24 protein-coding genes are annotated in these 25,639 nt (G+C 68.8%); 6 read left to right on the top strand and 18 right to left on the bottom strand.

The annotated features are described in order from the left end of the window. Window positions 1–15: 15 nt before the first annotated feature. A complete protein-coding gene (locus tag ABD345_RS21010) occupies window positions 16–795 on the bottom strand; it encodes an SDR family NAD(P)-dependent oxidoreductase (RefSeq protein WP_344553965.1) in 780 nt (259 codons plus the stop codon). A 70-nt stretch (window positions 796–865) separates the two neighbouring features. Between ABD345_RS21010 and ABD345_RS21005 the strand changes: the two genes are divergently transcribed. Beyond that, window positions 866–1,708: a LysR family transcriptional regulator gene (locus ABD345_RS21005; protein ID WP_344553964.1), complete on the top strand. Its 843-nt coding sequence runs from the start codon at window positions 866–868 to the stop codon at window positions 1,706–1,708. Between the two features lie 194 nt (window positions 1,709–1,902). After that, window positions 1,903–3,474, top strand: coding sequence for a recombinase family protein (locus ABD345_RS21000; RefSeq protein WP_344553963.1), 1,572 nt, complete (start codon window positions 1,903–1,905; stop codon window positions 3,472–3,474). 129 nt (window positions 3,475–3,603) lie between these two features. Here ABD345_RS21000 and ABD345_RS20995 read toward each other — a convergent pair whose 3' ends face one another. From ABD345_RS20995 to ABD345_RS20960, 8 genes are all read right to left on the bottom strand, one after another. Continuing rightward, the gene (locus tag ABD345_RS20995) at window positions 3,604–5,064 is read right to left on the bottom strand and encodes a replication initiator (RefSeq protein ID WP_344553961.1); all 1,461 of its coding nucleotides are present in this window, start codon (window positions 5,062–5,064) and stop codon (window positions 3,604–3,606) included. Between the two features lie 157 nt (window positions 5,065–5,221). Next, entirely contained in the window at window positions 5,222–6,817 is a 1,596-nt protein-coding gene (locus ABD345_RS20990; protein ID WP_344553960.1) for an FtsK/SpoIIIE domain-containing protein, read from the bottom strand. Between the two features lie 145 nt (window positions 6,818–6,962). Continuing rightward, on the bottom strand, window positions 6,963–7,328 hold the full coding sequence (locus ABD345_RS20985) for an SCO3933 family regulatory protein (RefSeq protein ID WP_344553958.1): 366 nt from the start codon (window positions 7,326–7,328) through the stop codon (window positions 6,963–6,965). A 1,509-nt stretch (window positions 7,329–8,837) separates the two neighbouring features. Beyond that, window positions 8,838–9,575, bottom strand: a complete 738-nt coding sequence (locus tag ABD345_RS20980; protein ID WP_344553957.1) for a hypothetical protein — start codon at window positions 9,573–9,575, stop codon at window positions 8,838–8,840. A 94-nt stretch (window positions 9,576–9,669) separates the two neighbouring features. Continuing rightward, a complete protein-coding gene (locus ABD345_RS20975) occupies window positions 9,670–10,575 on the bottom strand; it encodes an aldo/keto reductase (protein WP_344553956.1) in 906 nt (301 codons plus the stop codon). Beyond that, entirely contained in the window at window positions 10,572–11,762 is a 1,191-nt protein-coding gene (locus ABD345_RS20970; protein WP_344553955.1) for a cupin domain-containing protein, read from the bottom strand. Before ABD345_RS20970 ends, ABD345_RS20975 begins: the two co-directional genes overlap by 4 nt. A 14-nt stretch (window positions 11,763–11,776) precedes the next feature. Continuing rightward, entirely contained in the window at window positions 11,777–11,911 is a 135-nt protein-coding gene (locus ABD345_RS20965; RefSeq protein ID WP_344553953.1) for a hypothetical protein, read from the bottom strand. 147 nt (window positions 11,912–12,058) lie between these two features. Beyond that, window positions 12,059–12,547, bottom strand: coding sequence for an ATP-binding protein (locus ABD345_RS20960; RefSeq protein WP_344554057.1), 489 nt, complete (start codon window positions 12,545–12,547; stop codon window positions 12,059–12,061). Window positions 12,548–12,728: 181 nt separating this feature from the next. On the opposite strand from ABD345_RS20960, the gene ABD345_RS20955 reads away from it, so the two are divergent. Continuing rightward, entirely contained in the window at window positions 12,729–14,036 is a 1,308-nt protein-coding gene (locus ABD345_RS20955) for an NsdA family TPR-like regulatory protein (RefSeq protein ID WP_344553951.1), read from the top strand. Here ABD345_RS20955 and ABD345_RS20950 read toward each other — a convergent pair whose 3' ends face one another. From ABD345_RS20950 to thiC, 4 genes are all read right to left on the bottom strand, one after another. Next, window positions 14,037–14,570: an NUDIX hydrolase gene (locus tag ABD345_RS20950; RefSeq protein WP_344553950.1), complete on the bottom strand. Its 534-nt coding sequence runs from the start codon at window positions 14,568–14,570 to the stop codon at window positions 14,037–14,039. An 813-nt stretch (window positions 14,571–15,383) separates the two neighbouring features. Then, window positions 15,384–16,352 carry a RelA/SpoT domain-containing protein gene (locus ABD345_RS20945; RefSeq protein WP_344553949.1) on the bottom strand — a complete coding sequence of 323 codons (969 nt, stop codon included), beginning with the start codon at window positions 16,350–16,352 and terminating at the stop codon, window positions 15,384–15,386. Then, window positions 16,349–17,482, bottom strand: a complete 1,134-nt coding sequence (locus ABD345_RS20940) for a nucleoid-associated protein (RefSeq protein ID WP_344553947.1) — start codon at window positions 17,480–17,482, stop codon at window positions 16,349–16,351. Before ABD345_RS20940 ends, ABD345_RS20945 begins: the two co-directional genes overlap by 4 nt. 318 nt (window positions 17,483–17,800) lie before the next feature. Further along, window positions 17,801–19,594, bottom strand: coding sequence for a phosphomethylpyrimidine synthase ThiC (thiC, locus tag ABD345_RS20935; protein ID WP_344553946.1), 1,794 nt, complete (start codon window positions 19,592–19,594; stop codon window positions 17,801–17,803). Between the two features lie 241 nt (window positions 19,595–19,835). Here thiC and ABD345_RS20930 point away from each other — a divergent pair, with 241 nt between their 5' ends. Beyond that, complete coding sequence (locus ABD345_RS20930) at window positions 19,836–20,036, top strand: hypothetical protein (RefSeq protein WP_344553945.1); 201 nt, start codon at window positions 19,836–19,838, stop codon at window positions 20,034–20,036. Between the two features lie 186 nt (window positions 20,037–20,222). Further along, window positions 20,223–21,713, top strand: a complete 1,491-nt coding sequence (locus ABD345_RS20925) for an SPFH domain-containing protein (RefSeq protein WP_344553944.1) — start codon at window positions 20,223–20,225, stop codon at window positions 21,711–21,713. A 115-nt stretch (window positions 21,714–21,828) separates the two neighbouring features. On the opposite strand, the gene ABD345_RS20920 is transcribed toward ABD345_RS20925, so the two are convergent. From ABD345_RS20920 to ABD345_RS20910, 3 genes are all read right to left on the bottom strand, one after another. After that, the gene (locus ABD345_RS20920) at window positions 21,829–22,029 is read right to left on the bottom strand and encodes a hypothetical protein (protein WP_344553942.1); all 201 of its coding nucleotides are present in this window, start codon (window positions 22,027–22,029) and stop codon (window positions 21,829–21,831) included. 188 nt (window positions 22,030–22,217) lie between these two features. Continuing rightward, complete coding sequence (tenA, locus tag ABD345_RS20915) at window positions 22,218–22,874, bottom strand: thiaminase II (RefSeq protein ID WP_344553941.1); 657 nt, start codon at window positions 22,872–22,874, stop codon at window positions 22,218–22,220. A 40-nt stretch (window positions 22,875–22,914) separates the two neighbouring features. Next, window positions 22,915–23,232 (bottom strand): cupin domain-containing protein, encoded by a 318-nt coding sequence (locus tag ABD345_RS20910; protein ID WP_344553939.1) that lies wholly within the window; start codon window positions 23,230–23,232, stop codon window positions 22,915–22,917. Between the two features lie 94 nt (window positions 23,233–23,326). Between ABD345_RS20910 and ABD345_RS20905 the strand changes: the two genes are divergently transcribed. After that, entirely contained in the window at window positions 23,327–23,707 is a 381-nt protein-coding gene (locus tag ABD345_RS20905) for a phage holin family protein (protein WP_344553937.1), read from the top strand. 94 nt (window positions 23,708–23,801) lie between these two features. Here the strand turns inward: ABD345_RS20905 and ABD345_RS20900 are convergent, their stop codons facing one another. Both ABD345_RS20900 and ABD345_RS20895 read right to left on the bottom strand, forming a co-directional pair. Further along, on the bottom strand, window positions 23,802–24,230 hold the full coding sequence (locus tag ABD345_RS20900) for an SsgA family sporulation/cell division regulator (RefSeq protein WP_344553936.1): 429 nt from the start codon (window positions 24,228–24,230) through the stop codon (window positions 23,802–23,804). Window positions 24,231–24,551: 321 nt separating this feature from the next. After that, the gene (locus ABD345_RS20895; protein WP_344554055.1) at window positions 24,552–25,415 is read right to left on the bottom strand and encodes an IclR family transcriptional regulator; all 864 of its coding nucleotides are present in this window, start codon (window positions 25,413–25,415) and stop codon (window positions 24,552–24,554) included. Between the last annotated feature and the right edge of the window lie 224 nt (window positions 25,416–25,639).

Raw genomic sequence — 25,639 nt, 5'->3', positions numbered from 1 at the left:
CTCCCGGGCGCCGCGTCACCAGTCGACCGGCCCGTCCTCGTCGAAGAACCCGCCGCTCGGTCCGTCCGGGCCCAGCAGGGCCAGCCGCTCGACGACCGCCGCGCCCTGGTCGGCGGTACGGGTGATGCGGCGGCCGAGGGCGAGCTCCCGGGTGAACCCGGTGTCGCAGGCGCCGGGTGCCGCCGCGTTGACCAGGATCCCCGCCGGGCGCAGCTCGCGGGCGTACTGCACGGTCAGCATGGTGAGCGCGGCCTTGGCGGCCGGGTACGCGGCCAGCGGTGGCTGGCCGGACAGGTAGTGGCCGGGGTCGCTCTGCCGGGCGAACGAGCCGACCGCGCTGGAGACGTTGACGATCCGGGCCGCCGCCGAACGGTGCAGCAGCGGCAGCAGCGCGTTGGTGACGGCCAGCACCCCGAACAGGTTGGTGGCGAACACTTCGCGCATCGTCTCCAGCGTGGTGGCGCTGGGCAGTTGGGCCTCCACTCCGCCGGAGATCCCGGCGTTGTTGACCAGCACGTCCAGTCGGCCGAACCGGTCGCCGACCTGCCGGGCCGCCGCCCGCACCCCCGCGGCGTCGGTGACGTCCAGGGTCAGCGGCCACAGCCGCTCCCCGCCGGCTCCGGCCGCCCGGATGCCGGGGTCCGCGCGCAGCCGGTCGACCGCGGCGGCGGCCCGGTCCGGGTCGCGCGCGGTGACCAGCACGGTCAGGCCGCGGGCGGCGAGTCGGCGGGCGACGGCACGGCCGATGCCCCGGTTGGCCCCGGTGACCAGGGCGATCCTGTTCTCGTTCGTCATGCGTCCAGCTGATCACCACCAACCGGTGGGCAGCCAGGCCGAGTTCGGCATCGACCGATACCGTGGCGGCATGGACCGGCTGGAGACCCGCGAACTCGCCCACTTCCTGGCCCTCGCCGAGGAACTCCACTTCGGCCGGGCCGCCCGCCGGCTCGGCATCTCCCAGCCCGCGCTGTCCCGCACCGTCGCCCGGCTCGAACGCCGGGTCGGCGCACCGCTGTTGCTGCGCGGCGGGCGCGAGCAGGCGCTGACCGGGGCCGGGCGGGTGCTCGCCCGCGAGGCCGCCGCCGTGCTGGCCGCCGCGGACGCCGCCCTGCACCGGACCCGCCGGGCCGGGCAGCACGAGCCCCGGCTGGTGCTCGCGGTGAAGCCCGGCGGCGACGGCGGCCTGCTGCCCGCCCTGCTGGCCGCGCACCGCGCCGGGCCGGACCCGGTCCGGGTCGACGTGCTGCTGTGCGACCCGGCCGAACGCGTCCGCCTGCTGCACGACGGCACCGCCGATCTCGCCCTGCTGCACCACCCGCCGCACGACCTCACCGGCCTCGACACCGAACTCCTGCTGACCGAAAACCAGTTGGCCGTCCTGCCGCGCACCCACCCGCTGGCCGACCGTCCGCGACTGCGGCCCGCCGACCTGGCCGGCGAGCCGACCGTCCGCTGGCAGGGCACCTCCGGCCCGGACCGCGCCGGCCCCGAAGTCCGCGACCTCACCCAACTCCAGCAGCTCGTCGCCCTCGGCCAGGCCGTCGCCGTACTGCCCGAATCCGTCCGCGGCCAGCTCCGCGCCGACCTGTGCGGCATCCCGCTGCTCGGCGCCGCCCCGACCGCCCTGCTCCTCGCCTGGCCCGAGCACAGCACCTCGCCCGTCACCGCCGCCTTCGTCCGCACCGCCGCCGCACTCGTGGCGGCCTGACGCACGGTCAACTCCCTTTCAAGGCAAGCGAATTCGGCGGGTTTCTCGACCATGCCGACGAGTGCGGCCCGTTCGGCTTCGTCCCCGTGTTCCGCGCGGATCTGCTGGGAGATCCTCATGGAGCAGAACATCAACAAAGACAGAATGGGCTAGTCTGCTGGCTGAAGTTCTCACGAGGAGGGGGCGGCCCACAGATGGCAGCACGTGAAGAGGTCATCAGCAAGCTCAGGGGTGTACCGGCGGACCTGCCGCCACTCGCCGAGGTGCTGGCCATGCTCGAAGCCAACCCCGGTATGAAGTGCGTGATCTGCTACGCGCGCATCTCCGACGACGCCCGTGCCAAGGACGCGCACGGTATCGAGGACCAGCACCGCGAGCTGTCCGACAAGGCCCGTGAGTTCGGTTGGCTGATGGTCCACCGCTACACGGACAACGACAAGAGCGCCAGCAAGGAGAACGTCATCCGTGACGACTTCGAGCAGATGCTCGTGGACCTCGCCGCAGGGAAGACCGCAGGGGGCTACCCGGTGCATGGCGTGATGGCGGTGAACGACGACCGGCTGTATCGGCGGCCGGGCGACTGGGAGAGGTACCTCCGCGCGTTCACCGCGCACGAGGGACGGGTGTACTGGGACTCCAACGGGCTCCAGGACCTCTACGCCGAAGGCTTCGAGATCAAGGGCCTCATCGGAGTCGCGATGTCGCTCGCTGAAACCAGGAAGAAGCAGCGCCGGGCGCGAGCCAGTCACCGCAACCGCGCGATTCGGGGCCAGTCCGTCTCTGCCTGGCGGCCGTTCGGCTGGGAGGATGACAAGATCGCTCTTCGGCCGGTTGAAGCAGAGGCGATCCGCAAGGCTGTGCACGACGTGATCAGCGGAGCGTCGGTCTCGGAGATCACCCAGCGGTGGAAGGAAGCCGGGTACCTCACCGCTCGGGGCAACCTGTTCCAGTACCAGAGCGTCAAGCAAGTGCTCATGAACGCCCGGATCTGCGGATACCGCGAGGTCAACGGCGAGTTGGTGCGGGACAGCGATGATCAGCCCATCGTCGGCGAGTGGGACGCGATCGTCACGCCGAAGGAGTGGTTTGCCGTGGTCGCGGCCATTCGTGGTCGCGGACGGGCTGGTCAGCCCGGCGGGAAGCTCGTTCACAAGTACCTACTGACCGGCATCCTCCGCTGTGGCAACACCTTGGAGGACGGCACCAAGTGCAACCACCCGATGAAGGGCCAGAAGGCCAACGAGTGGGTGAAGTACGAGCACGGGTACTTCTGCAAGAAGACCGTGGACGGCGGCTGCAACGGGACGTACAAGCGCGGGGACGAGACCGACAAGCACATCACCAAGCTCGTCCTGGCGAAGTTGAAGGCCGATGCCGCAGCGGCGGTCAAGGACGTACCGGACTGGGGTCGGGAAGACGAGCTACAGGCCGCGCTGCAACGCCGGGCCACTCTCGAACTGCGGTGGAACGCTGGTGAGATTGATGATGAGGGGTTCTTCCGGAACCTCCCGGTGGTCGAGAAGACCATCAAGGAGCTGCGCGCTGATCAGGCGAAGAACATCGCGGCGAAGGCCGCCGCCGAGGAGGCGACGGCCGACGTCGATAGGGAATGGAAGTCCAAGACCATCCGGCAGAAGCGGGAGCTGATCAAGAAGGTTCTGCACGCGGTTATCGCATTTCCGGGTGGCATGGGGAACAAGCCGTTCGATGTGGAACAGCTCATCCCTGTGTGGAGGTCCGCCGAGTCAGCTGCACTCCCAGAATGACGCCCATCTCCCGAAGCTGGTCATCCGAGAAGCGCGGGGCCGTCGCCAGGTGCTTCTCGATCCAGCGATCCACGGCCTCATCGGGGCAGAGTCGAGAGGACGAGAAGGAAGGACCCTCCGTCAGTGGCGTCACTGCAAGTCCCCCTCTCGCTTGAGGCGTTGTGTGGCTTGGCGGTTGTCGCGGACGGTTTCGGCGAGGAGTTCTTCACCAGGGGTGTAGCCGGTGGCGAGGTACCGCCAGTCGGAGACGACGAGGGTGGCGGTGGGGTCGAGGGGCGCGTGTCCGGTGCGGATGCGGGCTTGTTCGGTCTGCCAGGTTCGGCGGACCGCGCGGATTGCGCCGAGGGTGGTGGAGTAGCGGCGGGACTTGGTGGAGAAGTGGCCCCGGAAGCCGAGCATGTGCGCCCAGCGGGTGAGCTTGAGTTCGGCGAAGTCGGCCACGCTGCCGAGGTCCCAGCAGGTGCGGATCATCTGACGAACGTGGCCAGCCACGCGGAGATCGGCGATCGGCTCGGCCAGGCCCGTGCCCTCGCAGGCCCGGCATTCATCGGTCAGGCCGGCGGGGGTGGGGACGCGTCCGCGTCCCTTGCACGGGCCGCAGTAGAGGGGCCGGTCGATGGTGCCGGTCCCTTCGGCGCTCTTGGTGGCGTACTTGGCGACGTACCCGGCCACAGCGGCGTCGGTGAGCGGGGCCGAGCCGTTGGCGGTGGCGTCGTTGGCGCGGATCTCGCGCACGTCGAGTTGCGCACCCCACCGGAGTTCGCGTTCCCCGATGGAGTCGCTGGTGACGGTGACGTGGACCCGGTCAGCGGCTCGGCGCACGGCATCGGTGAGGAGGCCGATGGTGGCCCAGGCCGGGGGTTGCTCGGTGGAGCCTCCGGGGCCGTCAAGGCGGACGATGGCGTGGAAATGGACCAGGCCGCGCTTTTGGAACTCGGCGACCTTGGCGAAGGACACGCGGCACTGCTCGCGCAGCTCGGTCACGGTCAGGCCCACCGCGCGGGAGATCTCGCGGCGCAGGTAAGTGGTGAAGCGGTCCCAGAGCTTCCCGGCGTGGGCGTTGAACAGGACGGCCCCGGCGTAGTCGTAGGTGGTCGGGTCGAGCGGGGTGCCCAGGGCGGGGTGGCCGGCGGGGTGCAGGGTGCCGCAGCGGCAGGGGAACGGCTTGCCGGTCCTGGTGGTGGGCCGGTTGTGGACCGGGCCGAAGCTGGGGGCGGTGAGGGTGGTGAACACGCGCGGGTGGGCGCGCACCTGCTCGGGGGTGCCCTTGCCACCGGCCAGGCCCGCTCGGATGAGCTGGTAGGTGTCGGCGGCGTAGACGCGCGAGCAGGTGGGGCAGCGACTTGCGCGGCGGTTGCCGCAGGCGGTCAGGAGGCGGCCGAGGGGTTCGCTGGCGGTGGTGTAGTGCCGCAGCACCTCGTGCGTGGCGGCGTCGAACGTCGTGGTGTGGCCGACCAGTTGGATGGGACGGGTGCAGCCGCCGAGGCGTTCGATGGTGGATTCGATGCGGTCGAAGTCGTCGCGCTGGGCGAGGTCGAGCAGATCCCGGACGTACAAGCTGGGGACCTTTTGCGGGTCGATGTAGGTCATCTGGGCTGTCCTTCCGGGCAGTTGAGGGATGCGTGAGGCATGGGGGTGCCGTCGCGCCGACCACGAGGGGTGGTGCTCGCGGTCGGCGCGAGGCAGGGCGGGATGGGAGGTCAGGCGGTCAGAGCCGCCGGGGAACCGCTATGCGGCGGTGCGATTGTCAGCGTCGCGGCGCGCGCTGCGTCGAGCCGGGGGATGCGGGAGCCAGCGGGGTGGAGCCGGGGCCGGTCAGGTCGGCAGGGGTGCCGGGTGAGGAGGTGGAGACCGCACGCGCCGCCTTGGTGCGGAGATCCGGGCCGCTTTCGGGGGCCTGGCCGGGGGCGGTGGCCAGCGCGGAGGGGGCGGGAGCCAAGGACGTGAGCAGGTCGGCGGGGTCCGCCGTCAGGTGGGCGGTGGCGCGGGCGATGCGGGCGGTGTCGTCGGCGCTGACGTAGGGGGTGCGCACCCGCAGGAAGCCCTCGTGCGAGTCGCGGGCCATGACAGCGACGCCGACGTAGTCGGAGTGCTGCATGGTGCTGGGGTCCATGTCCTTCCACTGGCGGATGTTCTCGCCCAGGGTGGCCACAGCGGCCTCGGTGCTGCGCTGGGCGAAGGACAGGGCGACCGAGCACACGTCGCGGATCGCGGTGGGGATGGCGTCCCCGGTCGGCTTCTGGGTGATCAGCACGATCAGGAAGCCCGTGTTGCGGCCCATCTTCACCAGTTCTTCCACCAGGATGACGTTCTCCCGCGCGAGTTCAGCCCGGCGCCGGGTGGCGGGGTCGGAGCCCTTGAAGTCGCGGAAGAAGGTATGGGCCTCGTCGATGACCAGGACGACCAGCGGCCACTCGGGGGTCGGACCGACCTCCCACATGCCCCTGACCTTGAGGGTCTGGCGCAGCAGTTCGGACCGTTCGTCCCGCAGCCGGGCCAGGCGCTTGAAGAGGGCGTTGGCCTCTTCCAGGTCGGCCCCGGCGAACGCGAAGAGGCGATCGGTGATGTCGGCGTAGTCGCCTTCGTGGGCCTTCTTGACCTTGCCGTCGGCCACGGCGAACTGCACCGTACGGGAGGGGGCGAGCCGGGAGATCAAGGCGTTGATCAGGGCGCTCTTGCCCTTGCCGGGCAGGCCGCCGACGACCATGCCGGGCACGTCGGCCACGTGGAGCACGGCCGGCCGCGCGTACTCATCCAGTCCCAGGTGCCAGCGGGACAGGTCGGTCGGCACCTTGCCGTCGGGCACCCAGGTGGTCTTGCGGGCCAACGGCTCGATGCGCACGGCGCGCACAAGCAAACGGCCCCGCTTGTCGGGGTCCTTGTCGGCACCGACGCGCACGCAGCCCCAGGCGTCGGCGAGGTAGGCGGCGTTCTTCTGGAAGTCATCCAGGCCGACGCCGGGCACGGTGTTCACCGTGACATGGACGCCGTAGGGGTCGCACTTGGTGCGGATCGAGGGGGTGAGGATCTTCGGCTCGGGGCGGCGCTGCCCGTCGATGACGATCGTCTGGCCCAGGGTGGGGACCCGGTCGGTCGTGACCAGGCTCAGGGCCCGTGCGAGGCGGTGCCAGCGGCGGCGTATCCAGAACGCCTGCCGGATGCTGGCCCGGGTCTCAGGGTCGGCGACCAGGTACCGGACCGTGATGACGATCAGCCAGGACAGCAGGACCAGCAGCGCGGCGCCGAGCACGTACCAGGTGATCGGAGGGAAGCGCAGACGGGCCAGGGTGGGGAGCAGGTCGGGCCCCGGGGACGGAGACGGCGAAGGAGAGGGGGTGGGCAACAAGAGACTTGTCCTTGCAGGGAGTTGGAACAGCCACGGGCGCACCGGCCCGGGACGGGAGAAGGCGAGGGCGGGGGTGCCGGGTGGGGCCCGGCCGGGCCGGTGGGCGATTGGTCCACCGGCCCGGCCAGGACGCCTCTGCCCGTCACGACTTGACCGCCTTGGGCGCGGCAGCGGCCGAGGCGAGATCCAGCGCCTGAGCGCGGTAGGCCACGCCCTGGGAGATCTGGCCGTTGAAGACGTTCGCCCACGGGGAGGCGATCAGACCGACCGGGCGCACGACCGCGCCAACCGTCAGCGAGGTGTCCACCCCGCCCTCGGGCACGGTGACCTTGATCAGCTGGGCCTTGCCCTCGTAGGTCTCCAGCAGCTGGACCGTGTACAGCGTTGCGCCGCTTTCGCGGTCGGTGGCGACCTGACCGGTGGCCGCGTCGGCCAGCTTCGGCACGGGCGCCGTGGCGACCATGTGCGCGGTGCCGGTCAGGTCGGGGCGGATGACAATGCGAGCCATGAAAACTCCAGGGAGTCGAAGAAAAGGAAGGAAAGGATGACGGGCCGGAATATCGGAGTTCCGAGCCCCGTTGCGAAGCCCGCCGGGCGGGGTGTGCGGGTCAAGGAAAACCCGACCCGGCGGGCCCTGTCGAGGACCGATTTACGAGCCCTCGCACCCGTCGCGAAAGCGGCGGGAAGCAGCGATGAAGAGCGAGAGACATCGAGAGGAACGAACCCTCCCGGGCGTGGTGCGGATCACACCATGGTGGATGCCGGCTACGCCACCGATCTGTCCGACCGGCACCCCGAGCCCTGCGGCCCGTGCACCACTCTGCCCGTCAGGGTGGTGCTTGCGTGAGAGATACGGGCCGCGTTATGCGCCTGACGGGTTTTAGTCAACGCCTTCTCCTTCCGTCTACGAATTGCCCTTTCGAAACAAGGGGGCATCTTTGGTCGAATGGGCTTGAAACTCGGTTATGTGATGCCCGTCACAGGGCTATTTGCCGGGTCCGGCGGCGCGGTGCGGGAGCAGTTTGCAGACATTTCCCGGCCGCACCAAACGCGAGCGCGAACCCCCGCGATCGGGGCCTTGCTGCGCGTTGCGGAAGCAGTGTGCACCCCACTCCCGCACTTGGTGCGGCCGGAAAAACCTGGTAGTGCCCGACTGCTGTCCGGCCGCATGAACGACTCTCGCGCATCGGCGGCCGGACGCAGACGGCCGACTTTGTGGTATGGGCCCCGCACGGCACAGTCGGCCCCCTCTCGCGCGTCGTCTCGGTCGCCCTCGCGGTGCAACTATCCGGATGGAGCGGCCGTTTTAAGACGGCCGGGTGCCGTGGTGCACGGCCAGGGCGGCCGGCAAGGTCCGCCGCTGCCAGTCCGCAGCAGGCGACCGGTCACCCGCCAACGCCCGAAGCCTCGGGGCAGGGCGCAGGCGACCGGAAGGGGCACGGGAGCGGGCGGGACGCGGTTCGGTGCGCCAACTGGTCATCAGGCCGCAAGTGGCGAGGACTCAGCGGCGGAAAGGGACCCGGCCCAGGCAGGGGCGGCCCCATGCCGGAGGGCGTGTCGAAAGTTTCTTTACTGGATCAAGGGCGGCCCGCCAGAGGCGGGCCGCGCGCCGCCGCGTTGCCGCCCGCCGCTCCTGTCTCGCGCCCCGCTATGGCCGGCCCCGCTGGCGGCGCAAGGAACAAACAAGCGGCATACCAGGGCCGGTAAGGACCCGACAGACGCCAGGCCCGAAGCGCACAGGTCAAGGCCGATGGCTGACCGCCGTACGTCCAGGCTCCCCGCTGCCCGATTCTCCGGGGCGAACGGAACCCGTCAAGCCCGCAACATTCACCACCGCAGCCAGCACCAGGCCCGTACACGCGGGCTTGACCGAACCCGCCCGCCCCTACAACTCGGCAGCTATCGGGGAGCCCGGCCGGAATGGTCCCCGCCCCGGGGTGCCGGAGCCGGAAACGCCGAGTGCCCCGACACCGGGAAGGCGCGGGGCACTGCTGGCAGGCACTCACATTCTTGGCCGTCAGGCCGGGATCTCCGAACTGCTGGGCTCAGGCGGCCGAATGCCGGTGAGTTCGGCGGCGCGGGCGACCAGGAGCGGGGCCAGCTCGGGGTAGTAGCCGCGGGCGACGGCTTGCAGCATCTCGGCCAGGGCGACGAGTTCGCCGATTCGGCCGGCGGGGGTGTCGAGCACATCCGCGAACTCGGCGCGGATGCGTGCGGCCACCTCGGGGACTAGGAGGCTGTTCACGTACAGGAGGCCGGGGTCGTAGCCGACGGGGAGCAGGCCCCAGCGCTCCCAGTCGAGGATGTTCAGCGGCGCGGTCAGGTTTCCCCAGTGCAGGTCACCGTGGCCAGTCGCGCGCTCGACCTTTTCGGGTGCGGGGATGCCGAGGAACTGCGGGAAAGCCTTCTCGATCCAGCTGTCCCGCACGGTGGTTCGCTCGCCCTGTGCCCTGCCGAGACTGCTGATGGCGCGGCGCAGGGTGCACCACCATTCCTCGGTCAGGCCGGGGTCGTGGTCCAGGTCGGGGCGGTGGGGTGAGATGACCGGGTGGGGTACGAAGTCGAGGAGGTCCGCCCCGTAGCCGAACCCGTCGGTGACCCAGTCGAGGGAGCCGTGCAGCCGGGGGCGCGGCACGTCGTCGGGCACCAGCGCTTCGGCGCCCACGATGCCCTGGCCGCCGGGCCGGGCCGCGTCCGTCCGCTTGGTCGAGAAGACCCGCAACCACCGCTCCCCGGCCCGCCGGCTGAGGGTCACACCGAGGACTCCCCACACCGGAGCGCCGTCGCAAGTCACTCCGAACTTGTACGCCGCGTCCCGGTGCGCGGCCTCCATCCGCACTCTGATCGCTTCATCCGGTGGCGAGTGCATCCATCACCTTCCCGAGTCGGTCCACGTCCAGTGGTTCGGCCAGTGCCTGGGCAGCATCGTCCCAGTGCTGCGCGCTGCTGGCCGAGAGCAGGACCACGTCCAGCGCGGGGCACGAGGCCGCCACCAGCAGCGCGGCGGCCGGGGCCGTCAGGCCGGGGCGGATCAACTCCACCAGTTCGGGTGTCATCAGCTCGGGCAGCTCACCGCCGTGCAGTGGTGCCGAGCCGAAGGTGGTCACCCCGAGGTGCCGCGTCTCCACGAGTGGACCGTCACCCTTGAGCCCCTGGGTGATCGGGTCGGCCATCACCAGGCTCACCGGCAGTTGCAGCCCAGTGAAGTGGTGCGAGTCGGAGCCAGTGGCCTGCCCGGCGAGGCGGAGGAGTTCCGGCACCGTGAACGCGCCCGATTCCAGGCCCGACCAGGTGGCGACGCCGTACCCGCCGATCCGGCCAGCCTGCGCGAAGTCCTCCAGGACGGCGAACGCTTCCCGCAGCTCACCGTGGAGTTGAGCGCGGTCGCGTCCCCGGACGGCGTGTTCGGGGTTGTGCACGAAGACCAGGCTGGCGCGGCCCAGCATGCTCAGGGACTGCTCGGTCTGCCAACGGACGAACGCCGGGGCGAGGCAATGCCCAACGGCCGCCTGTGCGCGGCTGAGCACACCAGCCGCAACGGCGGCGCGGCCCTGTTCGGCCGTGTGGAATCCGGTCTTGGTGCTGACCCCGGCGTCCGAGTGCTGGGCCAGGACGGGTGCCAGTTCCCGGTGGGCCAGGCCGTGAGCGTAGTTGGGGGCGGTGTCCACCCAAGCCGCTACGGAGGCGAGGGCGGTGCGCGCCGCCTGCTCGACGGCGCGCACCCGGTACGTTCCCAACGCGAGGACGGCGGTCACAGCGCCGTCCCCACCACGGCGGCTGCCTGGCCCTCGATCAGGACGGACAGCAGCGAGGCGATGTCCTTGACCTCCAGGTCGGCCGTCCCGGCCAGCGATCCGAGCGTGGCCGGCTGACCGGTCAGCAGGACCCGGAGCATGGGAGCCGCCTGTGCGGCGAAGTCCCACGCGGTCCCCGCCGCAGCGAGGGTCACCGTGCCCTCGGTCCCGTTCTCCGTCAGCCGTGCCCGAGGAGCAGTCAGGCGAACCGACACCTCCGGACGATCCGGAAGGCCGTCGATGTACGGCAGCGAGGGCACCGCGCGTCCGTAATGCGTGGTGTCCACCGACTCAGCCCACCGGCTCACCAACTCCGGGTCGGACAGCTCCGCCAGCACCTCTGTCCGCAGCCCGTCCACGAACGCGGACTGCTCACTCGGCGAGGCGAAGCGCGGCACGTCGAGCCGAAGGGCGAGACGCGACCGCAGCTGATCGACCACCCACGTCAGCAGCTCGGCACCGGTGTTGGTCACCAGGCCGAACGTCAGGTGGAGGGAAGCCGTCCCCTGATCGGCCGTGACCGCATGCCACCACCCTCGCGGCAGGTAGAGCACATCGCCTGCAGTCAGGACGATGTCTGCCACCGGGTCACCTTCCGGCTCTTCCGGGGTCTCCACGTCGCGGAACGTCGGAGCGGTCCGCGTGGGGCCGTACAGCTTCCAGCGCTTGGCGCCGTACATCTGGACCACCACCACGTCGTGGTCGTCCCAATGCGTTCCGAAGCCCTCCCGCTCGGTCCACGACGCGTAGGCGTTGACCTGCACCAGCGTGCCGAGGAAGCGCTCCAGCGCCTCAGCGGCGGTCCCGATCGGCGGGTGCATCTTCTCGATCGAGTCCACGACGAGGGAGGCCCCTTCGGCCAACCGGGCGTGCAGCTCGGCCGGTTGGACGCGGTGCCAGGTGACCGAGCGCCTGGTGGTGACCGGCAGCGCGTACCTGTGCAGGGGCAGCATCTCGCCGTCCAGCGACAGCCGAAGCCGCGGGGGTTCCAGGCGCTGAGTGGCGAGGATGGTGTTCAGGTCGTCCCAGGACAGGAGGCCGGCAACGTCGGCGGCCTCACCCGGAATGACGGCATAGGAGCGGTTGAACGTCTGGGCGAGGAACGAGTCCCCGCCCAGACGCGCCGCCCACGAAGCAGCATCAAGCATCGTGGGCAGCCTTATCAGTCGTTGCCGTCGGAACGGCCGCTGCTGACGTCGGACGGCTGCTCGGTACGGGCCCGAGCGGCGGCGATCTTCCTGGAGGCGACCAGGAGGCCGCCCTCAGCGGCCGGGGCCGCCGGGGTGTCCTGCACCATGTGCTTCTTCCCTTCTACTTGGGGAACTCCCGCCGGGGTTCCGGCAGGAAGACTTGGGCGGCTCCAGCCGGCCGTGGGGGGCGTGGCGGCTGGCGCCGTGGTCCACCGGCCCGTTTCCCCAAGGGCCGGGTGGAGATTGAGAGGAGGTCAGGCCGTGTCCGGCAGGTCGGCGACCCTGGTCCGAGCGACATTGACGAGGACGGCGAGGCGCCCGGTCCCGGTCACCAACTGATCAGCCGTGCACTCGAACCACACGACCTTTCCCGCGCCCTCGGGGTGCCAGCCCCACGAGTGGGCAAGCCCTTCGACCAGGGCCAGTCCACGGCCGCCGGTGGTCGTGTCGGCGGCGGTGCCGGGGTCGGGCGGGCGAAGGCTAGTGTCCGCGACCTCCACGCGCAGGCGCTCACCGGTCCAGCGGACGGTGACGCGGAAGCGGGCCCCGGTGTGCTCGACAGCGTTGGTGAGCACCTCGCTGGCGCACAGCTCGACATCACGCAGCGCGTCAGCGGACAGCGGCACGCCCCACTGTTGCGCAATCCCCTTGATCAGTCGGCGCGTTGACGGGACGGTAGCCAAGTCAGGCTCGACCTCCCACGTCAGTGGCGTCGGCAGTGCGGCGGTGTTGACCAGGTTCATCAGCACGGACCGCCCTCCGTCTCAGTCAGGTTCCCCGGGCGTTCCCGGGAGGACTCTCAGAATGGCCGGGCCGCCAGTTTCGAAATAAGGGCCAGGTGATTACCCACCGTGGGTAAACTCGCGGGCAGTTATGCCAAGTGACACCGAGTGATCATCTTCGCGGGTGCTGGGGGTACCGGACATGACTGACTCCAGGCCGTCATCCGGGCTGCCGAGCCGACTGCTGGCTGCCCCCGAGATGGTGGCCGCTTGCGCGGTACGGGACTTCACCGCGGTCTTCCGGTTGGCCAAGGCCAGAGGCGGCTTTCACGCATCCCGCATCGCGCGAGCCTGCGAGCTGACGCCCAGTCGGGTGGGCGAGGTCATCGCGGGCCACCGCGAGATCACCAATATGACTGTCATCGAACGGATCGCGGACGGCCTCCGAATCCCGGGTCACATGGTCGGCCTTGCTCCCCGGGCCTGGGAGGGCCAGCAGGCGACGTTCCGGCCCGCTCTACCGCTGTACCAGCCGGCCACCCCATCCGCAGGCTCGGTGCTGCCCAGCCTCGAACTGGACGGCATCCTTGCCATAGCGGCCAGCACCCGGGTCACGCCGACCGTGCTCCGGTCCCTCCAAGCCTCCATCGAGGACTACTGGCGGCGCGACGACGAGCACGGCGGTGAAGCCCTCCGCCCAGCCGTCATGGGCCAACTCCGCTACGTGCTGGATGTCCTGCGCGACACGGCCGATCCCAACTACCAGCGCAGCCTGCACGGCATCGCGGCCGAACTCGCGCGACTCACCGGCTGGACCTACTTCGACGCCCGGCAGTACAGCACGGCCCGGGGCTACTTCACCGAGGCCCTGCGCTTGGCACGAGTCATCGGCGACCGCCCGTTCATCGCCAACGTGCTCTCCTGCCTAAGCCTCCAAGCCACCTACGAGGACAAGGCGCATGAAGCGATCACGCTTGCCAGGGCCGCACAGGACAGTGCCCGACTCGACGGCGGCACGCCGAGGCTGATGGCGATGCTGTCCATGCGGGAAGCCTTCGGCCACGCCAGCGCGCACGACCAGGAGGCCACTCACCAGGCGATCGAGGACGCCCGCCGGCACTTCGACCGTATCGACTCGGCCGATGACGATCCGGCGTGGGTCCAGTACTTCAACCGGACGAAGCTCACCGTCGACACTGGTATCGCGCTGGGCCAGCTCGGCGACGCGGCAGCAGCCGAACCCCTCATCGAGGAAGCCCTACGCAGCGAGCCGTCCGCCAACCTGCGAGGCCGGGCCTTCCACTCCTTCTGGCTGGCCCGCACCCAACTCCAGCGCCGTCAGGTCGAATTAGCGTGCACCACGGCAGGGGGAGCCCTTTCCCTCGCTACCGAGGTGGCATCCCCGCGAGTGCTCGCCCACCTCCAGGAGTTCCGCCACCAACTGACCCCCTACCGCAGCACACGGCCCGCCGCCGAGCTGTCGGCCCGGATCCGGGAGCTGACCGCCTGACTACAGCCCGGCCTCATCGAGCAGCAGGTACAGCACACCGACCAGTGAGCCGCTGCTGACGATCTCGCGCCGGTCGATCATGCCCCGCAGGTCGGAGAGCGGAATCCACTCGATCCGGTCCGACTCGTTGCGCTCAGTCGGCGGCCCGGCGTACTCGACGGCTTCGGCGCGGAAGACGAAGTGCTCCGAGTCGGTGATGCCGTTGGCCGGCTGGGCATAGATCAGCGGCTTGACCTCCCCGACCTTCCAGCCGGTCTCCTCCAGCACCTCACGGCCCGCAGCCTCCGCCGGAGTCTCGTCCGCCTCGATCAAGCCCATGGGCAGCTCCCAGGCCCACGAGTCGGTGATGAACCGGTGCCGCCACATCATCAGCACTTGCTTCTGGTCGTTCACCACCGCGGCTACCGCCAGGTGCCGCAGCTTGAGCACGTGGTGTTCCCATCGGTGCCCGTCCGGCTGCTCAACGTCGACCAACCACAGGTTCACCCATGGGTTCTCGTAGATCGGACGTTCCCCGTGGATCTTCCACTGCATCGCTGCGGCCCCTCTCGACGGACCCTCAGCATCTCAGATCGGGGCCGTCCAGCGGATCGACTCCGACGAATTCGCGTCAGGGTGACGAATATGACCATTGGTCACGACCACCAGGGCTGGCGAAGCCCCCGCGTCACGGCTCTCGTAACGAGCTGGCAGTCAAGCTTCGCTGACGCTTGGTTCGGGTGCCCTGGACCGGCTGGCCGGCACAGGGCACCCAGGCTCACGCGCGAGTACTGCCGAGCGCGACAGTTTCTGAGGCGAGCTGCCGGTATCCCGCCCTAACAATGCTTCGCCAAGCAAAAATAGTTGCACCCGTCAAAATAGCTCCCAGAACTGTGCAGAGAACCACGGGGGTAGCGCCTTCTCCGTGCGGCCTGATTCGAAGCATCCAGATATCTAGTGCAGTAGTCAAAATCGGGAAGATGACAATCCATCCGCGGCAAACCCGCATTCGACTTCTTGCATAGACTGATTGGGCTGCAATGTCAGGAAATCTCGAAGCCTTGAGTCGCGCCGACAGATAGCTGTCCGAGTCTGGAAAGTGCTCCTTTCGGAGGGCGGCAGACCAGCGGCCAAGGATAAGGTCTGCCACTCGGTCGACGACAATCCCGAGGACGTACGCGAGCGCCAGGAAAACAGCTGCGGCCACAGGCGTATCGAGCTTCTTGAAAGCTTCCTCTGAAGAGACTCGAAAAATTGCCAGGACGGACACGGATACTGCAGACAAAAATCCGATGCCAGTTACAAGAACCTCAACGAACATGGCTGTAACAGCAATGCCCGCGGAGCTGATGGAGCCAGACTCTTCACTCAAAGATCGATCCCCCAAACGGACGCTATTTCAGTCAGCCAGTCAGCAGGCAAGTCCCTAGCCCATCGAGATCGCAGGAGTTCAGGCGACTCGGTTAGCCGTTCAAAGATCAGAACGCTCTCAGGCTGGCCGGCTAGAGGGAAGCGCCCATTTTTCCCTGAGTCACTCTCTGGGCCGTATTCTTGGTAAAGTTCGATAAGCTTCTCGCGATTCAGGCTCACGAAGGTGGTAAGCTTATCTCTATATGTAGAGATGTCCATATCAATCAACCTGGACAATACAGGCATCACCTCCTGTGATAGCGCTATCTGATAGTCGCTGGCAACGAAGGTGTGGAATACGGCTTCGGCCTCTTGAAGTAGTTGTGCTTCCCTGTAGTCTGGATTATTTGCCATTGCGGTCATGCCCCGTTCGACCTCAGAGTCGTACAGTTCGACCAGTGCAAGTAGACGATACAGGGAGCGTCTGACATCAGCCGACGCTGGCGCCGTCGGCTTGTACAGGAGGGCATGTGACATCTTCGACCACAGGTCTTGCGCTGCTGTACGCAATTGGATCTCGCAGCTGAGGCCCTCTGTTCCATCGCCAGACTGAAGGGTGACCTGGGCATGTACCTTCGGGTACTTCAGCCTGTCCTCATTGCCGACAACCTGACGATCGTCTTCAATGACCGCGTCTGGGAATACCTCTCGAACCGCCTGCAGGCCAATATCTAGGCTCGCTGGCATATCAAATACGATGCGGACACCGGCCTTGTCCGTAATTCCTGTCCATGGATCAGTGTAGTTCTTAGCAAGAGCCTTCTTTACGAAGCTTGCAACGGTCTTGGCTCTGCTGGATACCTGGAATACTACGTGCTTCTCGCGGAGTGCCTGTTTGATCGACTCTGCCACGGATAGAGCAGTCTCTTCATACTTATCGCGCTCTGAGATGAAGCGAATTCGAGCGGCTTCGAGAGTGCTTGTCATTCCTGGTCATCCTCGTGGGATTGACTTGAGGACGTCTCAGTCTCGGCGACACCTTCTGGCTTATCCTTCTTTGGCCTGGCGCCGCTTTTTGCCTTGCCCTTCAGTTCCGTCACATCATCAGTCACGACGAGCCGGCTCTTCCCGTTGTCGGCCTGCTCCATGGTGACAGTTCCATCATCGAAGGCGCTCTGTGGCGCGATTACTGAGGTGCCGCCGCCAAATGCGATCTGGATTGTCGAGAGACGACTTGCAATCCTATCGACATCCTTAGGGAACCCACTTTTTGGAATATCGTCGCCGCAGACGGAATTGAGGAAGCCGTCTCGGTGCTCCTCGTCAAGATGCTTGCGGGCAAACTCGCGCGGGTTTACGTCAGAACTCTGGCTCAGCAGTTCGGCGTGCAGGGAAACCAAGTAGACGGACTTGGTTTCCGGTGGAATTTCTTGAGCGTTGACCCACTTAACTGACTTATCGTAGAAGGCGTGTGTGACCTCGGCGGGGTCCTGCCTGGGCCTGCATCCGAGATAGGTGGCCAGAAAGAATTGCGCCGCAATTCCGTTACTGTTCTGCTTATCGGTCACCCAGCCGGAAATCATCTCCCCTTCTACGGCACTTGCCAGAAAAAATCCGATCTTGTAAACGCGGGACTTTGAGGTATACATAAGATCGGGGACTTGCTGGACGTCGAAGGTCTTCTTGCCGGCGGAGTTCGAGAATGACGCCTGAACTCCATCCTGATGTTCAAGCTTCACGATCATCAACGCCCTAGAGCCTGGCAGCATGCAGTCTGCAACCAAGAGCATCCCATTCGGGTTATGTCCATTCTGGCTACCCCGAAGATGCTGTGCCAGTTCGCGGGACATATCCACAAAGTCGTCCGGCTCTTCAGACAAGTATGTCCGGATTATCTTGGGGACCGGAGATTCGATGGTCGGGTCCTCGACGACCTCGCGGGAAGCATAGAGATCGCCTCGCAAGCGCGACTGCAACGATGCTCGCATCACGTCGTCCAGAGGGCTTACGACCTCGCTCAGTCGGAGCGGCTCGGGGTTCGGATCGTCTCGGACCGCCCGAGGGATCGCATGCACGATCACCTGTTCGATCCTCAGTCGTCCGAAGTCAATCGCCATAGCCTGCGGCTCCCTGCTCGACGGGGGTTGACCAGCCTCTAGTCAGAGACGGTATCCCTGAGTGATCGAGCTGGCAGCACTTCCCGCACGTGCGCGGGTCTCGATCTGGTGAACCGCCTTGCGCCCGTGCCGAGGACTACCCAAGGAGCCGAGGCACACAAGATGCTGGCGTAGCGTGAGGGAAGTCGCGGCCAGTCCCCCAGCGGAAGACGCAATCCCCACCGTGGAGTGCTGGAGGATCCTTCGGGCTCGATGAGGCTACGAGCCAACGACGAAGCGCCGCCCCGAGGATGATCGGGGCGGCGCTTCGATGGGATGTTAGTCCGCCATCGGCAAGTAGACCCGGTTGCCCTGGGCCTTGAACTCCTCGGACATGGTCTTCATGCCCTCGACAGCGGCCTCGTCGTACTCCGGCGAGGCGGCTCCGTTGCCGAACTTCTCATTGATGCTTTTACTGATCTTCATCGAGCAGAACTTCGGCCCGCACATGGAGCAGAAGTGCGCGGTCTTGGCGGGTTCGGCGGGGAGGGTCTGGTCGTGGAAGGCGCGGGCGGTCTCCGGGTCGAGGGCCAGGTCGAACTGGTCCTCCCAGCGGAACTCGAAGCGGGCGTCGGAGAGGGCGTCGTCCCAGACCTGGGCGCCGGGGTGGCCCTTGGCGAGGTCGGCGGCGTGGGCGGCGATCTTGTAGGTGATGACGCCGGTCTTGACGTCGTCCCGGTCGGGCAGGCCGAGGTGTTCCTTGGGGGTGACGTAGCAGAGCATCGCGGTGCCCCACCAGGCGATCATCGCGGCGCCGATGCCGGAGGTGATGTGGTCGTAGCCGGGCGCGACGTCGGTGGTCAGCGGGCCGAGGGTGTAGAACGGGGCCTCGTCGCAGATCTCCTTCTGCAGGTCCATGTTCTCCCGGATCTTGTGCATCGGGACGTGCCCGGGGCCCTCGATCATCACCTGGACGTCCTTGGCCCGGGCGATCCGGCCGAGTTCGCCGAGGGTGGTGAGTTCGGCGAACTGGGCCTCGTCGTTGGCGTCGGCGATCGAGCCGGGGCGCAGGCCGTCACCGAGCGAGAAGGTGACGTCGTAGGCGCGCAGCAGGTCGCAGAGTTCCTCGAAGTGGGTGTAGAGGAAGTTCTCCCGGTGGTGCGCCAGGCACCAGGCGGCCATGATCGAGCCGCCGCGCGAGACGATGCCGGTCTTGCGGCGGGCGGTCATCGGGACGTACCGCAGCAGCACGCCGGCGTGCACGGTCATGTAGTCGACGCCCTGCTCGCACTGTTCGACCACGGTGTCCCGGTAGACCTCCCAGCTGAGTTCCTCGGCCCGGCCGTCGACCTTCTCCAGCGCCTGGTAGAGCGGGACGGTGCCGATCGGGACGGGGGAGTTGCGCAGGATCCACTCGCGGGTGGTGTGGATGTTGCGGCCGGTGGAGAGGTCCATCACGGTGTCGGCGCCCCACCGGGTGGCCCAGGTCATCTTCTCCACCTCCTCCTCGATCGAGGAGGTGACGGCGGAGTTGCCGATGTTGGCGTTGATCTTCACCAGGAAGTCGGTGCCGATGATGGCGGGTTCGACCTCGGGGTGGTTCACGTTGACCGGGATGACGGCACGTCCGCTCGCCACCCGCTCGCGGACGAACTCCGGTTCCAGCCCTTCCCGCAGCGCCACGAACTCCATCTCGGGAGTGATCAACCCCTGTTTGGCGTAGGCGAGTTGGGTGACGGAGACGCCGTCGCGGGCGCGCAGCGGCCGGCGCGGGCGGCCGGGGAAGACGGCGTCCAGGTTGCGCAGGTCGCCGCCGCGCGGGGCGGTGTGCCGGATGCCGTCGTCCTCGGGCCGGGCCTCGCGGCCCTCGTACTCCTCGACGTCCCCGCGCCGGCGGATCCAGGGGTCGCGCAGCGCGGGCAGTCCGCGCCGGACGTCAGCGGTGTGCTCCGGGTCGGTGTACGGGCCGGAGGTGTCGTACAGCGGGACGGTGCGCCCGTCGGTGAGGTGGACCTCGCGGTACGGGACCCGCAGGTCGGGGGTGCTGCCCTGGCGGTACGCCTTGCGCCAGGCCGGGGTCGGGTACCCGGTGGCCGGCCGGTGGGCAGAGGTGTGCTCGGTGAATGCGGTCATGCGGACCTTCAACTCCCTACGCCGGCATTACCCGGTCAGGTTCCTGCGGTCGACGCAGCGGTGGTACGCGGGCCGCGTACCGTCAGCGCCCTCTCAGCCCGGTGCTCCGAGCTCCCGTTCCGCGCAGGGGCGTTCGCCGCCTGCGTTCGCCGTTCACCGTAGGGCACCGGGCACGGCTGGTCCAGCACGCCTCCCGGCCGGGCGCTGTTCAGGCCGGCGCCGCGCGGGGGAGAATCCCGGGGTGATCGGACTGGTGGGACGGGTGTCGGGGCGGATCGGCGCGGGCCTGGTCGGCGAGGTGATGGTGCACGTCCCGCAGCGGCTGGGCACCGAGGCGTTCCTGGCGTACCGGGCGGTGCCGGGCGAGCCGCTGGAACCCGGGAGCATGGTGGTCGTGGTCGATTACCAGCCACCGCGGACGGTGTACGTCGAACCCTTCTGACCACGCCTCGGGCGGCTCCGGCAAACCCTTGGCGACCATTTCGGGACAGTGAGAGTTCCCACCCGCCCGCCCCCTTCCTCCCCGTCCGCAACCGGCGGAGAATGCGGCTGCCACCGGCTTCCGCGCCAACGAACTGCACCACCCTGCGCAGCCACGGACCGGTGTGCCACGAAGGGGGAGATCGCGATGCTGATCGGCATCGTCGGAGGCGTCGTCGTCGGCGTCGTCCTGTTGATCGTGCTGTTCAAGCTCATGTGGCGGGTCGCCGAGCCGAACGAGGCACTGGTCATCTCGGGTTCCAAGCACGGCGAGGGCCTGGGGTTCCGCATCATCACCGGACGGGGCACCATGGTGGTGCCCGGCGTCCAGGTGGTCCGGCGGCTGTCGCTGGACCTCAACGAGGCCGCGCTGGACGTCGAGTGCGTGACCTCGCAGGGCATTCCGGTGCACGTCAAGGGCGTGGTCATCTTCAAGGTCGGCGACGACCCGGCGTCCATCGCCAACGCCGCCCGCCGCTTCCTGGACCAGCAGCGGATGATGGGCCAGCGGGTGCACAACGTGTTCGCCGGCCACCTGCGCTCCATCGTCGGCGGGCTGACCGTCGAGGACATGATCCGCGACCGCGAGCGGCTCACCGGCGAGACCCGCTCCGCCTCGGGCATCGAGATGGAGAAGCTCGGCCTGATCATCGACTCGCTGCAGATCCAGGAGATCCTGGACCCGACCGGCTACATCACCAACCTGGCCGCCCCGCACGCCGCCGCCGTCCAGCGCGACGCCCGCATCGCGGCCGCCGAGGCCGACCGCCGGGCCACCGAGGCCGAGCAGGAGGCGTTCGCCCGCAAGGCCGAGGCGACGCGCAACTCCGGTATCCAGCAGGCCGGTTACCAGGCCGAGATGGACACCGCCGCGGCCCGCGCGCTGCAGGCCGGGCCGCTCGCCCAGGCGGCCGCCCGGCAGGAGGTCGTGGTCCAGGAGACCAAGGTCGCCGAGTTGGAGGCGCACCGCAAGGAGCAGCAGCTCCAGGCCGACGTCCGCAAGCCCGCCGACGCCCGCGCGTACGAGACCCGCACCAAGGCCGAGGCCGACCGCGACGCCCGGATCTCCGCCGCCGAGGCGCTGGCCCGGGAGACCGAGCTGAAGACCGCCGCCGAGGCCAACCGGGTCAAGGTCGCCGCGGCCGCCGAGGCCGAGGCCACCAAGGCCCGCGGCCTGGCCGCCGCCGAGGCCACCCGCGCCACCGGTGAGGCGCAGGCCGCCGCCGAGGCCGCCAAGGGCCTGGCCGAGGCCGAGGCCGCCCGCGCCAAGGGTCTGGCCGCCGCCGAGGCCACCCGGGCCCAGGGCCTGGCCGAGGCCGAGGGCATCAAGGCCCGCGCCGCGGCCCTCGCCGAGAACCAGGAAGCCGTCGTCGCCCAGCAGTTGGCCGAGAACTGGCCCGCCATCGTCCGGGCCGGCGCGGACGCCTTCGGCAACGTCGAACACATGGTGCTGCTGAACGGCGCCGAGGGCATGTCCGAGATGTTCGCCAAGGCCCTCACCATGGGCGGCACCGGCCTCGGCCTGGCCCGCCAGCTGCTCACCTCGATGAACACCACCGCCCCCGCCGGGGCCCCGGCGGAGCAGGCCGCGGCCCCGGCCACCCAGGTCATCCCGGTCCAGGCCGACAACGGCAACTGACGCTCCGTCAATTCCCTCGCCCCGCCCGGCCCGTACGGCAGCACCCGCGCCGTACGGGCCGAGCCGTCCCCGCACCCCAGCGCGGTGGCCGGCGCGGGCCCGAGCCGGACCGGCGCTAGTTCTTGGCGGCCTTCTTGACCAGGATCACCACGGCCGCGGCGATGCCGACCAGGACCAGCACGTTGATCGCGAAGCTGACGACGCCGGCCACCACGCCGACGATGGTCCAGAAGATCTTCCAGGCGATCAGCAGCAGCAGGATCGGCACCACGATGTTGCGCATCCACGAGGGCAGCGACTTCCAGAGCCCGGCCATGTCCGTACCTTCTCCCCTCGGGGTCGGTGCCGGTGTTTCCGGCTGCGTTCCCGCTCCCTCGATCTCGACACTTCGATCGTAGGCGGGAGCGGGAGCCGAAATCGAGGGGGTCCGGCCCGGAGAGAACCCGGAGATCCTCCCCTGAGTCCGGGCCGGTCGGACCCGGGGTCGCGTCTGCGGGTGGACCCTCAGACCGGCCAGTCCTCGCCGCGCCAGGCGGCGTCCCAGAACATCCACTCGTAGCGCGAGGTGGTGGTGAAGTGCTCGACCACGCGCCGCCGTTCGGCCGCGGAGAGGTCCGCGCCGATCCGGTCGGTGAGGTCCAGGACGCGGCGCGCCACGCCCTGGAAGCCCTCGTCGCCGTACGCGGCGATCCACTTGGCGTAGAGCGGCTCGGGGGAGGAGCGGCGGGCCAGCTCCTCGCCGACCCGGGCGTAGATCCAGTAGCAGGGCAGCACGGCGCCGAGCGCCTCGGCGAAGGAGCCGCCGTACGCGGTGGCCAGCAGGTACGAGGTGTAGGCGCGGGTGGTGGGCCGCACCACCTCGTCGCCCTCGGCGGCGCCGCCGAGCGCGGACATGAACTCGCCGTGCATCTCCTGCTCGGCGGCGATCGCGCCGACCGCGTCGTTGCAGAAGGCCAGCACCTCGTCCTCGCCGGGGGCCTTGGCCGCGCAGACGGCCAGCGCCCGGGCGTAGTCGCGCAGGTAGTGCGAGTCCTGGACGACGAAGTGCCGGAACGCGGCGGTCGGCAGGGTGCCGTCGGCGAGGCCGAGCAGGAAGGGGTGGTCGAGGATCCGGCGGTAGGTCGGCTCGGCGGCCGCCCACAGTTCGTCGGTGAGCTTCACGGGTCGGTCCTCCTGCGGTGCGGGCCCGGTGGTCACGGGGTCAGTCCTCCGGCGGGGAGAAGACCACGAGCACCCGCAGTTCCTCGGTGATGTGGTGGAAGCGGTGCTCCGTCCCGGCGGGGACGAACACCACGCTGCCGCGCCCGACCGTGGCGGTCTCCCGGCCGACGGTCAGCTCGGCCCGGCCGCTGACCACCAGGTAGATCTCGTCCTGGGCGTGCGGGGTCTGCGGGTCGGTGTCACCGGGGGAGAGCGCGTACAGGCCCGCGGACATCGTCGGCTGCTTCAGGAAGCGCAGGTACGCGCCCTCGCTCGCGGCGCGCTCGGCGTCGAGTTCGTCCAGCCGGAACAGCTTCATCGGGGCTCGGCTCCTCTCCCGGGTCGGGCCCCATTCAACAACACCGCCCCGGAGAGCTTCCGCCCACCCGTCCTGGCCTGCCACCATCCGCACCATGAAGAATTTCGTGATCAAAACGCTCATCAACGCGGCGGCGATCTGGGTCGCCGCCTGGATCGTCACCGGGATCACGCTCACAGGAGACAACGACGACTGGCAGCACAAGACGCTCACCGTGATCGGGGTCGCCCTGGTCTTCGGCGTGATCAACATCCTGATCAAGCCGGTGGTGAAGCTGTTCTCGCTGCCGCTCTACATCCTCACCCTGGGGCTGATCACCTTCGTGATCAACGCCCTGATGCTGTGGCTGACCTCCTGGGCCTCGGACAAGCTGAACCTGGACTTCCACGTGGAGGGCTTCTGGTCGGCGCTGCTCGGCGCGCTGATCGTCACCGTGGTGTCCTGGGGCCTCAACCTCGCCTTCGGCGACGACTGACCGGCCGGCGGACCACCGCGGACGCACCGCGCCCGCGGGAGCGCCGCCCGACGGCCGGCCAGTCGCGCGGGCCGACCCCGGAACGCACCCGGGGTCAGCCCGCGTTCTCGTGCCCGGTGGTGGAGAGGATGGAGGCGAGTTCCTCGTCCAGCTCGCCGCCGGACAGCTCCTGGCCCATCGGCACCAGCCGGTCGGTGCGGGCCAGGAAGGCCAGCAGCGGCGGGGCGGCCGCGCGCATCAGTGCGTCGCCCTCGGGGGAGCGCAGCACCAGGCAGACCTCGGCGAGGTCGTCGCCGACCGGGTGGATGTGCACGTCGCCCTCGCCGGTGGGGCGGCTGATCCCGTCGACCAGGAGTTCGCGGGCGAAGACCCAGGTGACGGGTTCGTCCCCGGGCAGGTGGAAGGTGAAGCGGACGGCGAACGGGTCGTCGCCGTCGTAGTCCAGGTCGACCACGATGCGGAAGGACAGCTCGCTCGACACCACGAGGTGCATCGCCATCTGGGCTTGGACCGTGCTGTGCATGCGCCAGTACCTCTCGTTCTGCGCGCCCGGTGCGCCGAGGGTCGAGCGGTGGGCGGGCATATCGGTTCGATCTTGTTCGCTGTGCTGGAACGGCACCCCGGTGGGGCTGGCCCGTCAGGTCGTGCGGGTACCTGCGGACGGTGGCTGCTTCTGTGGGTCTTTGTCCCCTGTTTCCCCGTTCGAACCTCATCGTCCCCGTTTGCCAGCGATGCGGACAAGGTTCGCTTTTTCAAATGGTGAACGAACACCACACGGAATCACCGCACGGATCCCGGCCCGACCGCCTCCGCGGCCTCCACCGCTCCCGCAGCCCCCGCCGCCTCATCGCACGAACCCCGCGAGCCCCGGACACGCCGCGGCACCCGCGGACCCCGCGACCGCCGGGAACACCGGGAACATCGCGCCGACCAGCGAGCGCAGCCGGGCCGCGACCGGGCCGAGCCGCTCGCCCTGCTCCAGCGGGAGCGAGATGGCCATGGTGGCGACCACCGAGCCGACGGTGATCGGCACCGCCGCGCACACCGTGCCGAGCGCGTACTCCTGCCGCTCCAGCACCGGTACGGTCGGCCGGACCAGCTCCAGCCGGCGCAGCACCGCCCGGACGCCGTCCGAGGTGGACGGGGTGAGGGCGGCCGGACGGTACCGGGAGAGGTGGTCGAGCCGTTCCTCGGTGCCGAGTTGGGACAGCAGGCAGAGCCCGATGGCGTGCGCGTGCGCGGTGGCGCGGAAGTCCGCCCACTCCTCGACCTGCGGCTGGGCCGGGCCGGAGGCCACGTCGACCACCCGGACCTCGCCGTCCTCGTAGACCGCGTAGTAGACGGCGGCGCCGAGTTCGTCGCGCAGCTCCTCCATCCGTTCGTGCAGGTCGGTCCGGTCGGACTGCCGGTCGGTGGCGTGGCCGATCCGGTCGACCGCCGCGCCGTAGTGGAACCGGCCGTCCTCGCGCCGCAGGTAGCCCTCGTGGGTGAGGGTGCGCAGCAGGTGGTAGGTGGTGCCGAGGGGCAGCCCGGCGGCGCGGGCGAGCTGTTTGGCGGTGGCGCCGTGGGCGTGCGAGCCGACCTCCTCCAGCAGGCGCAGGGCGCGCTGCACCGAGGTGATCAGGGTGGGTGCCCGCGGCGCGCGTATGGAACTGTCCGCCGAGGCCGTTCCCGGGCCCGCCGGTTCCCCGATCCGGTGCATGCTCATCCCCATCCCCCGGACGGTGGACGACTTTCGGAGGAGGCTGCTCCGATTCCGTCCGGCAGGCGGACATTTGAGCACAGGGCGGGCATCCCCGCAATGACAATGGTGTACACATGGGGCAATTCACCTTCAATACGAAGGATGCCTACCAATGCGGCCCATATATTACTAGGCGTCAGCTGGTCCGTCCGGGTGAATCGAAGATCCACAAGGGATGTGTCCATCGC

The sequence above is a fragment of the Kitasatospora saccharophila genome (assembly GCF_039529925.1).
Taxonomy (GTDB): domain Bacteria; phylum Actinomycetota; class Actinomycetes; order Streptomycetales; family Streptomycetaceae; genus Kitasatospora; species Kitasatospora saccharophila.
Note: the sequence above shows the minus strand (reverse complement) of the source record. Positions and strands in the feature narration are given on the sequence as shown.

Bases quoted from the DNA above. Each gene is read 5' to 3' on its own strand.
- ABD345_RS21010 (WP_344553965.1), bottom strand. From the start codon at position 795: ATGACGAACGAGAACAGGATCGCCCTGGTCACCGGGGCCAACCGGGGC.
- ABD345_RS21005 (WP_344553964.1), top strand. From the start codon at position 866: ATGGACCGGCTGGAGACCCGCGAACTCGCCCACTTCCTGGCCCTCGCC.
- ABD345_RS21000 (WP_344553963.1), top strand. From the start codon at position 1,903: ATGGCAGCACGTGAAGAGGTCATCAGCAAGCTCAGGGGTGTACCGGCG.
- ABD345_RS20995 (WP_344553961.1), bottom strand. From the start codon at position 5,064: ATGACCTACATCGACCCGCAAAAGGTCCCCAGCTTGTACGTCCGGGAT.
- ABD345_RS20985 (WP_344553958.1), bottom strand. From the start codon at position 7,328: ATGGCTCGCATTGTCATCCGCCCCGACCTGACCGGCACCGCGCACATG.
- ABD345_RS20970 (WP_344553955.1), bottom strand. From the start codon at position 11,762: ATGCTTGATGCTGCTTCGTGGGCGGCGCGTCTGGGCGGGGACTCGTTC.
- ABD345_RS20965 (WP_344553953.1), bottom strand. From the start codon at position 11,911: ATGGTGCAGGACACCCCGGCGGCCCCGGCCGCTGAGGGCGGCCTCCTG.
- ABD345_RS20960 (WP_344554057.1), bottom strand. From the start codon at position 12,547: ATGAACCTGGTCAACACCGCCGCACTGCCGACGCCACTGACGTGGGAG.
- ABD345_RS20955 (WP_344553951.1), top strand. From the start codon at position 12,729: ATGACTGACTCCAGGCCGTCATCCGGGCTGCCGAGCCGACTGCTGGCT.
- ABD345_RS20950 (WP_344553950.1), bottom strand. From the start codon at position 14,570: ATGCAGTGGAAGATCCACGGGGAACGTCCGATCTACGAGAACCCATGG.
- ABD345_RS20945 (WP_344553949.1), bottom strand. From the start codon at position 16,352: ATGACAAGCACTCTCGAAGCCGCTCGAATTCGCTTCATCTCAGAGCGC.
- ABD345_RS20940 (WP_344553947.1), bottom strand. From the start codon at position 17,482: ATGGCGATTGACTTCGGACGACTGAGGATCGAACAGGTGATCGTGCAT.
- thiC (WP_344553946.1), bottom strand. From the start codon at position 19,594: ATGACCGCATTCACCGAGCACACCTCTGCCCACCGGCCGGCCACCGGG.
- ABD345_RS20925 (WP_344553944.1), top strand. From the start codon at position 20,223: ATGCTGATCGGCATCGTCGGAGGCGTCGTCGTCGGCGTCGTCCTGTTG.
- ABD345_RS20920 (WP_344553942.1), bottom strand. From the start codon at position 22,029: ATGGCCGGGCTCTGGAAGTCGCTGCCCTCGTGGATGCGCAACATCGTG.
- ABD345_RS20910 (WP_344553939.1), bottom strand. From the start codon at position 23,232: ATGAAGCTGTTCCGGCTGGACGAACTCGACGCCGAGCGCGCCGCGAGC.
- ABD345_RS20905 (WP_344553937.1), top strand. From the start codon at position 23,327: ATGAAGAATTTCGTGATCAAAACGCTCATCAACGCGGCGGCGATCTGG.
- ABD345_RS20900 (WP_344553936.1), bottom strand. From the start codon at position 24,230: ATGCACAGCACGGTCCAAGCCCAGATGGCGATGCACCTCGTGGTGTCG.
- ABD345_RS20895 (WP_344554055.1), bottom strand. From the start codon at position 25,415: ATGAGCATGCACCGGATCGGGGAACCGGCGGGCCCGGGAACGGCCTCG.